Here is a 12,538-nt window from a genome sequence, read left to right as displayed (position 1 = left end):
CCGTCGCCTGCCCTTACGCTCCGGCAATCGACGCTTGGATGAAGGCGACGTATTTGTCTTTGAGGCCCGGTTGCAGCCGCTCGGCCATCAGCATGGCGATCTGGAATTGGGTGAAACTATCGGTTTCTTCCAGCGCCATTTCCGCCAGACCCGTAACGCCTTCGGCGTAAAGTTCAGGAGAATCGGCCACCTGCTGGATAAAGCTACCCAGAAACCGGTTGACCGTGAACTTGCCAAGACGTTGGCGCTCATCGATGGAGAGCGGCGAGCCAACGCGGTTGATCAGTACGAAAACATCGAGAAACAGCAGAAGCATTTCATAATGGACCGCGCTCTCCGGCAATCCGGCTTCCAGCAGCATAGCCTTGCGTTCCGCGTCGATCTGCGCCTTTTCAGCCCATTTTTCGGCATTGTAGCGGTAGCGGATCGACGGATCATGGGCCATTTTTCCGGTCGAAAACAGGGATAGTGCGATGGCCCAATCGCATGTCGCTGCCTTGGTCGGGTGGGATCGCAGAAACAGGTCCATCGTCGCAAGCCAGACTTCGCGGCGCAGGATGGAATAGAAACCGCCATTATTGGTCGGGTTGTTGTGCAGATAGGCAAGCATTCTTTCGCCGGGATCGTATTCTTCCAGGGCAAAGGCCTGAACCGAACCGGTTTCGGATCGCTGAAGGACGCTTTCGGTTACCGGCAGCACACCGACATAATCAAAGGGCAGATCGTCGAGATCGAAAGGCGCCTGATCCGCTTCAACAACGATTTCGTCATCATCGCCCATGGGGATGATGAAGGGTGTGGAGGCCACCTCGACAGCGTTGAACATATTGGCAAAAGCCGTTTTTGCCTCGCTTGCCACATAGGTCAACCGGGGCGACAGGGCCTGCAAATAGGCTTTTTTGGCGGCATCGCCGGAATTGTCGCTGACCACAAGCAGGGCGTCCCGCGCCTCGCAAAAAGCAAGCGCACTGTCGATGGCAGCGCGCGAACCGTCAAGCGGGCGATGGCTGGGCATGCAGATAGTCAGTTCGGCCATAAAAACACTCCGGGAAAATGCAGGCCCCATGACAAGCCCCCATTGCAGAAAATAGCATTCAGGCGGGATCAGCTCTCCGACAATTTTCCCGGCTCAGACTCGAAATGGGTAATTGTACAATATCCGCAAAGCTTTGCCGCATTTGGTTCGCCTTTGAAGAACGACGATATCCTACCGTCAAACGTTGCGGCATCCGTGTCAACCAGCGGGTGAAGCAGACCGCAAGCCTCACGCAAGCCTGAACCAAACCATATGGCCGATGACCAAACACTGCCGTGAATTATTCGGTTGATAAAATCGCAAGCTCTACTCCAGCGACGATTGTTTAAGAACCAATGCAGATAATATCGGCAGAGACTCACAACAGACACGCCGGGCAAAAGCCAAGACAGCAGGAGACCTTCATCATGTCCGCCACCGCCGTTACCGACCGAGACACCGTTGCCATGAAGCTGGGCGGATTCTCTGATGACGACAAGGCCTTCCTGGCCCTGATGCTGGAAAATCCCAAGCAGGACGAGACCTTTGCCGAAGGTCTGTTCGCCTATCTGGAAAAATCCGCCGGTCAGCGCTTCCTCAACTCCCTGAAGCTGGAACGCTGTGGTGAATGGCTTGGCAATAGCTGCCCCGCAAGAATGCAGATCCGCTTGATGGAAATTGCCAAATCCAGTCAGCATGGCGCCTATCTGGCCTTTCGCCAGGGGCTGACCCGCTCCGGCGGCCTGGAGCGCGCCTATCCGAAATCAGCGCTGTGAGCGTGGGCCCGTCCCCGGCCTTCCTCCAGGCTTTGCAGGCCTATAAGCAGGGCGATTTGCGCGCCTGTCTCGACCGCCTGCATCCGCTTTTAAAAAAACGTCCGCCGGATGCCAATATGCTGCTGGTGGCGGCGCAATGCCATGCAAAGCTCGAGGAAAAACTCCAGGCCGCCGCGCTTTACGCCCAGGTGGCGGATTTGCAGCCGCAAAATCGACGGATGTTCCTCCTGATGGCCGCGCGTTTGTATATGCAGGCCGACCAGGGGGAACAGGCGCTTTCGCTGATCCGCAAAATGCCCGAATACCAAAATCTCGAATCCCAACATCTTGCATCGCTTGACCCGGAAGAACAGAGAACCTATCGGCGGCTGCTGCGCGGACAATTATGCCTCGAGGAAATCGAAGCCAGCGACAATGCACTGCTGGCCGCGATGAGAGAGGGGGCCGATCCGGCATTTTTCAACATAGACGACCCCTACCAGCACATGCTGTGGTGTGACGACGAGGCGATCAATGGCCGCCAGACACGGATGGCCAATGGAAAACCGTTTATGGAACAATCGCGCCAGGCACGCCGTAGCCTACCCCATCGTTTCGGGGAGAAAATCCGTGTCGGTTATCTTTCCTCGGATTTTTCCGACCAGCATCCGACCATGCGGTTGTTGCAAAGTGTTTTGCTCGGCCACGACGCCGCCCGCTTCGATATCCACCTGTTCTGCCACACGCCAGAGGATATCAGGGGGCTGGATCGTGGGCTGCGGCAGACCTACCCCAATCTTCACGATATCCTATCCATGGACGATGCCACGGCGCGGGATTTCATCCGCAGCTTTGACCTTGATATTCTGGTCGATCTCAAAGGCCATACCAAAGATGTCCGCGCCGATCTGATCAATAGTGGCCTTGCCCGATTACAGGTCGCCTATCTCGGTTTTCCAGGCTCCGCCTATGGGATCGATTGCGATTATGTCATCTCCGACCCAATCGTCACACCCAATTCATCCAAACCACATTATCACGAGAAGCTCTGCCGATTGCCGGAAACCTATCAGGCAAACGACAACCGCTATCGCCCGCTGCCTCCAGCCACGTCCCGCTCGCTGCTCGATCTGCCGGAGGATGCCTTCGTGCTGGCTTCCTTCAACATGGTTCGCAAGATTTCCCCGCAAACCGCCCGTCTCTGGGCAAGACTGCTGGACGCCATTCCGTCATCTATTCTCTGGGTTCTCTGTGCCGGGCGCGAACAGCGCGACCGGCTGGCCGCATTCATGTCCAGATGCGGTATCGATCGTTCACGCCTGTATTTCACCGGGGCCGAAAGCTACGCGCCGCATATTGCCCGAATGCAGGCAGCCGATCTCGGTCTCGATACCTATCCCTATAACGGCCACACCACGACCTCAGACAAGCTTTGGGCGGGCCTGCCGGTCATCACCTTCAAGGGCAGCAATTTCGCCTCGCGGGTTTCAGAAAGCCTGTTGACCGCGCTCGGCGTTCCACAACTGGTGGCGGAGACACCGGACGACATGGTGCGTCTGGCCGCAGCTCTGGCACAGGACCGTCCCCGGCTCGCCGCACTCAGGCAGATGATTGGGGACAACCGGCTGCGCGCACCGCTCTTCGACACGCAACGGTTCACCCGCCATCTGGAACAGGCTTTTGAAATGATGGTAGAGCGGGAAAAGGCTGGTTTGGAACCGGATCACATCAACGTGCCAGCCCTGCCGAGCCGACAGGAACCGTTCAGGCAGAATACTGACTGATAGGCACAAAGATCCAGATTCGTCAGTTGGGGCGCGGGTCAACCACCGCAATGATCGGTCCGAGCGGATAGGCCCGGTCGATCCGGCCAGCCATCGGCTCGGCAAGGCTTGAAATCGTCCCATCCAGATAAAGCGCATTGGCCGCGCCCAACCGGTCGCGAAAGAACGCGGCCATATCGTAGAAACGCACGGGGTCTTTGCTCAACACAAACACCACCTGTCCACTCGCATCGATACCGACACCATTGCGGATTTTCAAACTGTCGCTGGTGGGGAGAAACTTAGGGTGCAGGACACCGTCGATAACAAGCATCGGGCCGGATTGGGTGGCGAAATCCGCATCAATCTTCCGCGCTGCGAATTGCTCTGTCTCAAGCACGCCTGCTTGGCCGCCTTTGAGAAAAAACACGCCATTTGGCTTCAGGTAAAAATTGCCCCAGCCATCGGCTGTTTCGGCTGGCTTGCGCGTCACGCCATAGTCCACGAACAGGCCAACGGGACTGAGATCCGAGTGATACATACCGCCATTGACGGCGAAGGTCAGGATAAGTCGTTGCTGCCAAAGCTGGCTTCGCAACGCATCGAACCCGCCATAGATATCGCCGTCAGCATTGCGGTTGAAGATGCGGATGGTGCGCGTGGCGGGATCAAATCGGCAGACACGATAAGCAACGCCGTTTTCCGTCTGGTCACGGCAATTCTGTTCTTCTGCCTCAGCACGCTCTGGAGACACGACAAGCGGGGACAGGATCGCAAAAAGCCAAACGACTATGTTCAAACGCAATGCGTTTTCCGAGAAAATTCTCAAATGTGAACTCTCAAATCAAATATTTGAAGGCGCGACCCTTCTTGTCCGTCTTCTGGCAGGGACGCCCATACGCGGGTTTCACGATGACATCGAGCAAATCAGCTGACTGTAATCCCGCTATTGAAGACGTTCTTACTGCTGGGCGGAAGCGGTCAGAATGCCCACTTCCTGAGTTTGACCCGCAAATTGAAGCGGCGGGCTTTGGAAGGCAACATGCCCAGCGGCCGAAACGACAACCGCCAGAATATAAGCAGCACTCACTTTGGCAACCAGATGCATGGACATGGACCTAATCCCTCTTGCCTCTCCCGAGGCAGTCTTGCTTCATCCGTTTATCGACATGAAGCAAAACTGCTGTGAGGTTGCGTTACTTTGCAGCCTTTGCGACAGAATTGCCCGCCGACTGCGTTGCATTCACGGTATTTGCTGTGTCTTTTCCCATACCACGGATCGTGTTACCGCATGACGACAATGCGGCAGCAGCAACAAAGAGAGCAGCAACGGCAGCGAGCTTTTTCGTGTTCATATTGGATAAACCCCTATTATGATAATCGGACACCACAAGTGCCTCGCATTGGCATGAACGCGGCAAATCGAAAAAAGTTCATTCGCGTCTAAAGATTTCGGCGTTTTTAACCAAACATTTACACCGCCTGATATCGGCGCTTACGAAAGTTTGGTCCAACCTGCGCGCGGACGCAACAGATAATATGGGGCAAAGCGGCACTTGGGGGGATCAATCATGGGGCAGCAGCACGACAAAGGGGCAATTCTGGTGATGACCGCCGGGGGGCCAAACCCGTGGATGGTGGTCAATGCGCTGCAAGCCCGTTTCGGTGGCGTGCACGTCCTCTTGGAAGAACAGGAAAGCAAGGCGGAGATTTTTCGACGTCGTCAACGGCGCGTTGGAACCGTGGCTGCGCTTGGCCAGCTTGCCACCATGGCCGCAGGCAAATTCATGCGCCGGGCAGCGCAAAAACGTAGCCAATCGATCTGCAAGGATTTTACCGCCAATCCCCGTTTCGATCCGCAGATCCCAGTGACTACAGTGCGCAGTATCAACAGTCCCGAGGCGCAGGAGGCGGTCCAACAGCTCTCTCCGGGCGTGATCCTACTGGTCAGCACCCGGCTGATGACGGCCAAAGCTCTGGCCAGCCTGCCCTGCCCCGTGCTTAATCTTCATGCTGGCATCAATCCCGCCTATCGCGGTCAGATGGGCGGTTACTGGGCGCTGGCAAAAGGCGATCGCGGCAATTTCGGCGCAACGGTTCATCTGGTCGATCAGGGCACCGATACCGGCGCTGTCCTCTACCAGGTGCGTGCGCAGCCTAGCTCCGGCGATTTCATCTCCACCTATCCAATGCTGCTGACGGCAGCAGCCCTTCCCATCACCTGCCAGGCGGTTGGCGATGCTCTGGAGGGCAAGCTCAACCCTATCGCGCCAACCGGGCCGTCTGCCCTCTATTTTCCGCCGACCCTCTGGCGCTGGCTGTGGACGGGGCTCGCCAAAGGCATCTGGTAGCGAAGAGAACTTTGGATCAGGCTGAAACCGGCACGTCTTCCCGCCGCTTCTCAATCTCCATGATCAGCTTTTTCTTTGGTCGCAAGGTAATGCGCATCATCGGCTCAGGCGTCACCTCGCTCTTGTTGCGCAGCCGAAAGGACTTGGCCAACACCGCCAGAATGGCAACGGCCTCCATGGTTGCGAAAGCACTGCCGATACAGATGCGCGGCCCAGCCCCGAACGGCATGAAGGCATAGCGATGCCGTGCCTTGACGGCTTCAGGCGCAAAACGGTCGGGATCAAACACGTCAGGCCTATCCCAGATCAAGCTATGGCGATGAACGGCATGGATTGGCACCAGCAGGACCGTTCCGGCCTCGATACGGTGTTGGCCCAACGTAAACGCTTCATTCGCAGTCCGGGTAATGACCGGCGCCGGCGGATAGAGCCGCATGGCTTCGTTGAAAACCTGTTTGGTATAGGTCAATTTCTCGACATGCTCGGCCAGCACCGGACCATCGCCCACCACACGGTCCAACTCGTCCAGCAGCATTGCCTCAATGGCCGGGTGCTTTGCCAGCAGATGGAATGTCCAGGCAAGCCCAAGGGCGGTGGTTTCATGCCCGGCGGAAATGAAGGTCAGCAGATTGTCGATGATCTGCTCGTCGTTCATCTCGCGGTCTGTTTCCGGGTCGTGAGCCGATAGCAGCATCGAGATCAGATCGGCGCGTTCCACACCTTCGGCGCGCCGCTCGGCAATCATCTTGGCCATGGCAGTCCGCAGATAAGTCACGGCGCGGCTTGCCTTTCCCTTGCCGGGATAGGGTATCCATTCCGGCGCCTTCAGCATGCCGAGTGCAAACATCCAGCCCGTCGGTTCGAGATAATCGGTAACGCTCTGCTCGACCCGAGCGACATCGATCCTGTCGCGCCCTGTCATCATCGTCTCAACAATGATGTCGAATGTGGTCTGCATCATTTCATGGCCGATATCGACGGTCTCGCCAGCCTGCCAGGTATCGCGGCGACGCTCGGCGGCGGCAACCATGGCCGGAAGGAAACTTCTCAGCTTTTCCCACTGAAAACCAGCGGCAACAGATTGGCGCTGCCATTTCCAATGGGCGCCGTCAGCGGTCAACAACCCCTGCCCCAATGCCGGGCCCAGCGCACGGCGCACGTCTTCACCCTTGACAAGCACCGCCGCATTTTTCACCAGAGCCTCGTGGATCAGCTCAGGGTCCATGATATGCAGCCGCGCCTCATCGCCAAACTGCGCATAGACCAGCTTGTGATCATAGATCTGCGGCGGCAGCGCATCCAGCGGATTGCGGATCAGATCGGCAATCACCCGCACTGGCGAGCGACGGCTGGCAACAACACCTTCACTCGTAGCGGACAAGACCGGCATGTTCATCTGCCATCTCCTTTGCGTAAACCCTTTCGGGCGGCATCCAGGATGTAGAGATCAAACAGGGCTGTTCCAAGCCCCGTCGCTAAATTGCCTTGATCCGATCAGGCAGCCACGGCCGTGCCGACACAGCCACGATTTCCCAGCACGCAACGCACGTAATCGGCAACAGCCTTGACCGGCGGCGACGCATCCTCACACAAGGCAAGGCCAACCTCGTAACTGCCAAGATCCGGCAATCCATCCTGCTCGGTCAATTCCACCATATCCTCCTGCAACAGGAAGCGGGCAAGCGGTGCGACGGCGATATCGGCCCGGATTGCCGCATATTGCCCGACATGGTGGCCACAGAAATAGGCGATGCGGAATTCCTTGCCCTGGCGGGTCAATTCGGTCATGGCGCGCTTGCGCCACACGCAGCTCTCGTCCCAGACAGACAGCGGCAGCGGGGTTTTCAGATGGGCCTGACCGTGTTTTTTTCCCGCCCAAACCAGCTTTTCGCTCATCACTGTCATCGTGGGATCGGCGGCGATGCCGTTTAGAAAATTGAACAGTGTCACGTCCAGCCGCTTCTCATTCACCGCCTTGCGCAGCTCCACAGACCCGGCAATCGTCACCTCAATGGCCAGATGCGGCCATGTGCGCGCCAGATGGGTGAGAATACCGGGCAGGATCAGTTCGCCGATATCATCAGGCGATCCCAGCCGCACCACACCGTTCATCTCGGGCGCTAAAAACCGTGCCACCGCCTCGTTGTTCAAGGCCAGGATGCGCTTGGCATAGCTGAGCAGCAGAGCCCCATGCGGCGTCAGCGTGACGGAACGGGCATCGCGGCGAAACAACGAGACGCCCAGTTGATCCTCCAGCTTCTTGATCTGCATCGATACCGCCGAGGGGGTGCGAAACACCATGTCTGCGGCGGCGGTAAAACTGCCAACCTCGGAAATCGCCACGAACGTGCGCAGCACATCATTATCCAAAAGCGGCAAACTGGCCGCCGCCAGAACGGTGGAGGGCATGGTGGGAGACTGGGAAAGGGTCATCGGACAACCATCAATTTTTCTCAACATAAAGATCATATCGTTTCGTTTGATTGAATGTCAATTCCGCCTGACACTGCTTGCAACGAAACCGACCGGCATCAGGAGGAGTGAAAAGCATGGTCTTCGAAACAACACCCAGCCGCGTTCCACCCATGCTGCGGCTCTGGCTGGCCTTTCGGCGCTGGCGGGAAAGACGCCATCTACGCCAGGCGCGTGAAAAGGCCATGGCTCATCTCAATTGCCTGCCTGAATACCTGCGGGCGGATGTGGGCATCACCGTGCCGGAACGGCCAGACAGCAAACCGATCACAATATGCGATGCAATAGATCACAAACATTCGCTTTATTGATCGGTGAACAAGGCAGATGATGTCTTTGCCGCCTCAGGACCAGAAATCCTTAGGCGAGATCAACGAAAGGAACTTTCCATGGCCTATATATCTCATTCCAGCCCCTCGCGGCTGTTTACCGGGACTATTGTCCTTGTCGAATCAGCTTTGCATGCCATTTCCACGTGGTTCAGTCAGCTCGAATCCTGGCGGCAACGCCGCGCCATGGAAAAGGCGCTGGCGGAAGCCTCTTTCGATATGCGCAAGGATCTTGGCTGGCCTGCACACGACACGTGGCAGACCCGTCGCGACATGGATTAAGCAGCCCAAAAAGGCTGCTTCATGTCTTTCTTTCCCGGGAATTCAGGCGAAATATGGTGTGTTTTCAATCCGCTGGCCATGCGTGTCCCAACCATGATCAATGACGGCCTGCTGATGAAACACCCACAAATGGTCCGGCAATAATGGTGTCAAATTGTTGTCGTCGGTTTCTATCGTGCTATTGTCGTTTTTGAGCTATTGGCGGAATTAAAAACTGTCAATTCTAGCAGATCTCCTCAGCACGGTGGCATCATGAGCAAAACGCCTGTCAAGAAACGCAATATCGTCTTTTTTCTTGTCCCGAATTTCACGCTATTGCCGTTTGCGGGCGCCATCGAAACATTGCGCATTGCCAATAGAATGCTGGGCTATGCAGCTTATGAGTGGCGGCTCTGTTCAGTCGACGGCAACAAGGTGTCGTCTTCCTCGGGCATCAGCATCGAGGTGGATTCGTCGCTTGCCGACGAGCGCCGTTTTCTATCCGGTGAAAACCGGCCCAATATGGCGATTGTCTGTTCCGGCGTCTTTGTCGAGGAATTCAACAACAAATCCGTCAATGCCTGGCTGCGGGAAGCCTATAACCGCAACGTCGCGGTCGGCAGCCTTTGCACCGGCGCCCATGTTCTGGCACAGGCCGGGCTTTTGAACGGCAAGCGCTGCGCGATCCACTGGGAAAACCTGCCGGGCTTTTCGGAAGCCTTTCCCCAGGCCGAGGTCTATGCCGATCTCTATGAAGTCGACAGCAATCTCTATACCTGCGCGGGCGGCACCGCCTCGCTTGACATGATGCTAAACCTGATCGGCCAGGATTTTGGCGAAGGCCTCGTCAACCGGGTCTGCGAACAGCATCTGACCGACCGGGTCCGGGCTGCCGGAGACCGCCAGCGCCTGCCGCTGCACGCCCGCCTTGGCGTGCAGAACAACAAGGTCTTGCAGATCATCGAATTGATGGAGGCAAGCCTGGCCGAGCCCTTGTCCTTGCTTGATATCGCCGACAAGGTGGATCTGTCACGCCGCCAGATCGAACGGCTGTTCCGCCAGGAAATGGGCCGCTCACCGGCGCGCTACTATCTGGAAATCCGCCTCGACCGCGCCCGGCATCTGCTGGTGCAATCCTCTATGCCGGTGGTGGAAGTCGCCGTCGCCTGCGGCTTCGTCTCCGCCTCGCATTTTTCCAAATGCTACCGCGAATTCTACAATCGCTCCCCCCAGCAGGAACGCGCCGAGCGCAAACTGGCGACCGCAAAAGCAGCGGTTGCCGCGTAAGCATAATTCGCCACAGCTTACCGGCTTTTACAATACGCCCTCGTGCACCATATTTGGTCACGAGGGCGTTTCTGCTCTTGATGGAATCGCAGCAACGCTCTCGCTCGTTGTTTTACGCATTTCTGGCTGGCAAAACCGGCTTCCACCTGTTCTGCAAATGCTCAAAGATAAGCTGTAGCTCTCTAGAGTCTGTCAGGTTCAGATTGAACCAGACAGACTCTAGATTATCTTGTTTTCGTTTGTCTTTTCGGGAAAACCGGGTTCCACTTTTCCCTGACAAACTTTATTGGTTGCATATGGCACCGCATAAACCTCATCGGCTCCAACCGCGAGGCAAGTAAAACGCAGACCGCCAGCTTCATACAAGTTTGCCTTCCTACCGTGACTTGTGACCGCGGATAGGAGTACAACAATGACGATCAGCCTCGATGATTTGTCGCTTGAGCGACTGATGAAGGAGCGTGTTTGGACCTTTGGCAAAGCTGGAGCCGAACAGGTTTTTGCATCGCAGATATCCTTCGAGAGCGGTGGTTGGCTGCGCGGATATTCCCATACCAATGAAAACTCCTGGCGCGTGAAAGGCGGGGCGGTTGAGTTTCTGAGCCAGAACGCTGCTGTCACCACGCGATTCGATACCGTACGGTCTGTCGACGGACGCCTCGAAATGGAGGGACAGTTCCGCCTGCCAGGAGAACATGGCGTGCACCTCTTGGCGGAATCCGGCAAGGCACCGAAGCCGCAGAACAGAACCGCTCTTATCGTGCCCATTCACGATGCCTATTTCATCTATGGCATCAACCTGCTGTTTCAGAGCATTGGCGCTGACTACGACATTATTTTCGTCTTTTCCACCGATGCCGATCGCCTGCAGTTCAGAGAGATGCATCAGGCATCCCCTTTCCTGAACTACTCGTCCATTGTGCTGTCGGATTATTTCTCAGGCAGTGCGCTGTCGGTCGTCGCTGAAGGTAGAACCTGGCCGACGGTCAAAAAATTCCTGGCTCTTTCTCTCGCCCACAAGCTTTACGACTATCTCCTGTGCGTCGATGCAGAGACCTTCATTCTCAATAGAACGGGCTGGACCGAGGCCGCCGCAAGCGTTGTTTCCGCAGCACGCTGGTACGGCGGCACACTGACTGCAAACCACTCGGCCGAAAGGCAGATCATGCACGCCTCGTCCATAAAGCTGGCACCGGCGGTCGATCATGAAAAAATTCAGGCCATATCCGGCAATTGGAGCATCTATACCTGGTGGTGGGATATTCCGGTCTATTCGGCCAAGAGCATCCCGGGCTTTCTGGAGTGGATTGGCTGGGATACCAGCCTGCAATTTGTGGAAAGGCTCGTCCACAGCGTATTCGACCATATCACCTACCAGTTCTACATGGCCCTTTACGGTGGTTTCTCGTTCATGATGGTCGACGGAATCGCCCATGCGATGGAATTCTGCAACGCCGGGATTGTCTCCAGAGTGCACCAGCAAATCCATCCGATGAGATGGACGAATGCCTTTGCCTATACGCAGGACCCGAACTTTTTCCGAGAGAACGACTATCTTGCTGTCTATCACATCGACAGGAAGAGCTTTCCTCAATTCAACCCCGGCTAGTTCCCAGGAATTTGCAGTGGCCGGTGAAGCATCTATTTCGCAACGTTCGAATGGAAAAAGCGATGAAAATTCTCGCGCATAGGGGCTGGTGGCTGGAAGCTGTCGAAAAAAACAGTGAAGCGGCTTTCAGGCGCGCCTTTGAAAATGGCTTCGGGGTCGAAACGGACACGCGCGATCAGAATGGCGTGCTGAAAATCGCGCATGACATGCCCGTCGGTGACCAGGTCATGGATCTCGACTATTTCCTGGATCTGCACAAGAGCCATTCCGGATCGGGCACGATTGCCATGAATATTAAGGCAGACGGCCTGCACAAGGCGCTCCGCGCCTCTTTGGATGGCGCCGGAATAACCGATCTGTTCTGCTTCGACATGGCTGTCCCGGATGCCATCGGCTACCTCAACAACGGCTTTACCACCTATACCCGCCATTCCGAACTCGAACCGCTACCTCCCTTTTATGACAAGGCCCAAGGCGTGTGGCTGGATGCATTCTATTCCGACTGGATCACTCCTGATGTCATCCAGAAGCATCTCGACGCTGGCAAAAAGGTGGCGCTCGTCTCTCCCGAACTGCATGGACGCGATCATACCGCAGCCTGGGATGTTTGGGGTGAGCTGACAGGCAACGACATCTCGATCTGCACCGACTTGCCGCATCTCGCCGCCGAAAAGTGGGGATAAGCCAGCCATGAAC

14 protein-coding genes are annotated in these 12,538 nt (G+C 56.4%); 8 read left to right on the top strand and 6 right to left on the bottom strand.

The window, feature by feature from the left end; translation table 11 throughout:
* Positions 1-13 precede the first annotated feature (13 nt).
* Complete coding sequence (locus tag V6582_RS18515) at positions 14-1,036, bottom strand: glycosyltransferase family 2 protein (RefSeq protein ID WP_156630590.1); 1,023 nt, start codon at positions 1,034-1,036, stop codon at positions 14-16.
* A gap of 407 nt (positions 1,037-1,443) precedes the next feature.
* On the opposite strand from V6582_RS18515, the gene V6582_RS18510 reads away from it, so the two are divergent.
* Positions 1,444-1,791 carry a hypothetical protein gene (locus V6582_RS18510; protein ID WP_156630589.1) on the top strand — a complete coding sequence of 116 codons (348 nt, stop codon included), beginning with the start codon at positions 1,444-1,446 and terminating at the stop codon, positions 1,789-1,791.
* A complete protein-coding gene (locus V6582_RS18505) occupies positions 1,788-3,554 on the top strand; it encodes a hypothetical protein (protein WP_156630588.1) in 1,767 nt (588 codons plus the stop codon). The genes V6582_RS18510 and V6582_RS18505 overlap by 4 nt, the downstream gene beginning before the upstream one ends.
* 22 nt (positions 3,555-3,576) lie before the next feature.
* Here V6582_RS18505 and V6582_RS18500 read toward each other — a convergent pair whose 3' ends face one another.
* The 3 genes from V6582_RS18500 to V6582_RS18490 form a co-directional block, all read right to left on the bottom strand.
* Positions 3,577-4,338, bottom strand: a complete 762-nt coding sequence (locus tag V6582_RS18500) for a phosphodiester glycosidase family protein (RefSeq protein ID WP_234889570.1) — start codon at positions 4,336-4,338, stop codon at positions 3,577-3,579.
* A gap of 156 nt (positions 4,339-4,494) precedes the next feature.
* Complete coding sequence (locus V6582_RS18495) at positions 4,495-4,647, bottom strand: hypothetical protein (protein ID WP_156630587.1); 153 nt, start codon at positions 4,645-4,647, stop codon at positions 4,495-4,497.
* 82 nt (positions 4,648-4,729) lie between these two features.
* Positions 4,730-4,888 (bottom strand): entericidin, encoded by a 159-nt coding sequence (locus tag V6582_RS18490; protein WP_060716728.1) that lies wholly within the window; start codon positions 4,886-4,888, stop codon positions 4,730-4,732.
* A 216-nt stretch (positions 4,889-5,104) separates the two neighbouring features.
* On the opposite strand from V6582_RS18490, the gene V6582_RS18485 reads away from it, so the two are divergent.
* Positions 5,105-5,884, top strand: coding sequence for a formyl transferase (locus V6582_RS18485; RefSeq protein ID WP_234889569.1), 780 nt, complete (start codon positions 5,105-5,107; stop codon positions 5,882-5,884).
* Positions 5,885-5,900: 16 nt separating this feature from the next.
* Here V6582_RS18485 and V6582_RS18480 read toward each other — a convergent pair whose 3' ends face one another.
* Both V6582_RS18480 and V6582_RS18475 read right to left on the bottom strand, forming a co-directional pair.
* On the bottom strand, positions 5,901-7,280 hold the full coding sequence (locus tag V6582_RS18480; RefSeq protein WP_156630586.1) for a cytochrome P450: 1,380 nt from the start codon (positions 7,278-7,280) through the stop codon (positions 5,901-5,903).
* 98 nt (positions 7,281-7,378) lie between these two features.
* Complete coding sequence (locus V6582_RS18475) at positions 7,379-8,317, bottom strand: LysR family transcriptional regulator (protein WP_234889568.1); 939 nt, start codon at positions 8,315-8,317, stop codon at positions 7,379-7,381.
* A 116-nt stretch (positions 8,318-8,433) separates the two neighbouring features.
* Here V6582_RS18475 and V6582_RS18470 point away from each other — a divergent pair, with 116 nt between their 5' ends.
* The 5 genes from V6582_RS18470 to V6582_RS18450 all read left to right on the top strand — a co-directional run bounded on the left by V6582_RS18470 (position 8,434) and on the right by V6582_RS18450 (position 12,525).
* Positions 8,434-8,667, top strand: coding sequence for a hypothetical protein (locus V6582_RS18470; protein WP_156630584.1), 234 nt, complete (start codon positions 8,434-8,436; stop codon positions 8,665-8,667).
* Between the two features lie 78 nt (positions 8,668-8,745).
* Positions 8,746-8,967 carry a hypothetical protein gene (locus V6582_RS18465; RefSeq protein ID WP_156630583.1) on the top strand — a complete coding sequence of 74 codons (222 nt, stop codon included), beginning with the start codon at positions 8,746-8,748 and terminating at the stop codon, positions 8,965-8,967.
* 252 nt (positions 8,968-9,219) lie between these two features.
* Positions 9,220-10,233: a GlxA family transcriptional regulator gene (locus tag V6582_RS18460; RefSeq protein WP_156630582.1), complete on the top strand. Its 1,014-nt coding sequence runs from the start codon at positions 9,220-9,222 to the stop codon at positions 10,231-10,233.
* Between the two features lie 412 nt (positions 10,234-10,645).
* Positions 10,646-11,842: a hypothetical protein gene (locus V6582_RS18455; RefSeq protein ID WP_156630581.1), complete on the top strand. Its 1,197-nt coding sequence runs from the start codon at positions 10,646-10,648 to the stop codon at positions 11,840-11,842.
* A gap of 62 nt (positions 11,843-11,904) precedes the next feature.
* The gene (locus V6582_RS18450) at positions 11,905-12,525 is read left to right on the top strand and encodes a phosphatidylinositol-specific phospholipase C/glycerophosphodiester phosphodiesterase family protein (RefSeq protein ID WP_234889567.1); all 621 of its coding nucleotides are present in this window, start codon (positions 11,905-11,907) and stop codon (positions 12,523-12,525) included.
* Positions 12,526-12,538 lie beyond the last annotated feature (13 nt).

The organism is Agrobacterium vitis (assembly GCF_037039395.1).
Lineage (GTDB): Bacteria > Pseudomonadota > Alphaproteobacteria > Rhizobiales > Rhizobiaceae > Allorhizobium > Allorhizobium vitis_E.
This window is presented reverse-complemented; position numbering and strand designations above follow the sequence as displayed.

What these genes read in the sequence shown, in the direction of transcription:
- V6582_RS18510 (WP_156630589.1), top strand. Translation starts at nt 1,444, where the DNA reads ATGTCCGCCACCGCCGTTACCGACCGAGACACCGTTGCCATGAAGCTG.
- V6582_RS18470 (WP_156630584.1), top strand. Translation starts at nt 8,434, where the DNA reads ATGGTCTTCGAAACAACACCCAGCCGCGTTCCACCCATGCTGCGGCTC.
- V6582_RS18515 (WP_156630590.1), bottom strand. Translation starts at nt 1,036, where the DNA reads ATGGCCGAACTGACTATCTGCATGCCCAGCCATCGCCCGCTTGACGGT.
- V6582_RS18450 (WP_234889567.1), top strand. Translation starts at nt 11,905, where the DNA reads ATGAAAATTCTCGCGCATAGGGGCTGGTGGCTGGAAGCTGTCGAAAAA.
- V6582_RS18460 (WP_156630582.1), top strand. Translation starts at nt 9,220, where the DNA reads ATGAGCAAAACGCCTGTCAAGAAACGCAATATCGTCTTTTTTCTTGTC.
- V6582_RS18495 (WP_156630587.1), bottom strand. Translation starts at nt 4,647, where the DNA reads ATGTCCATGCATCTGGTTGCCAAAGTGAGTGCTGCTTATATTCTGGCG.
- V6582_RS18485 (WP_234889569.1), top strand. Translation starts at nt 5,105, where the DNA reads ATGGGGCAGCAGCACGACAAAGGGGCAATTCTGGTGATGACCGCCGGG.
- V6582_RS18465 (WP_156630583.1), top strand. Translation starts at nt 8,746, where the DNA reads ATGGCCTATATATCTCATTCCAGCCCCTCGCGGCTGTTTACCGGGACT.
- V6582_RS18490 (WP_060716728.1), bottom strand. Translation starts at nt 4,888, where the DNA reads ATGAACACGAAAAAGCTCGCTGCCGTTGCTGCTCTCTTTGTTGCTGCT.
- V6582_RS18475 (WP_234889568.1), bottom strand. Translation starts at nt 8,317, where the DNA reads ATGACCCTTTCCCAGTCTCCCACCATGCCCTCCACCGTTCTGGCGGCG.
- V6582_RS18455 (WP_156630581.1), top strand. Translation starts at nt 10,646, where the DNA reads ATGACGATCAGCCTCGATGATTTGTCGCTTGAGCGACTGATGAAGGAG.
- V6582_RS18480 (WP_156630586.1), bottom strand. Translation starts at nt 7,280, where the DNA reads ATGAACATGCCGGTCTTGTCCGCTACGAGTGAAGGTGTTGTTGCCAGC.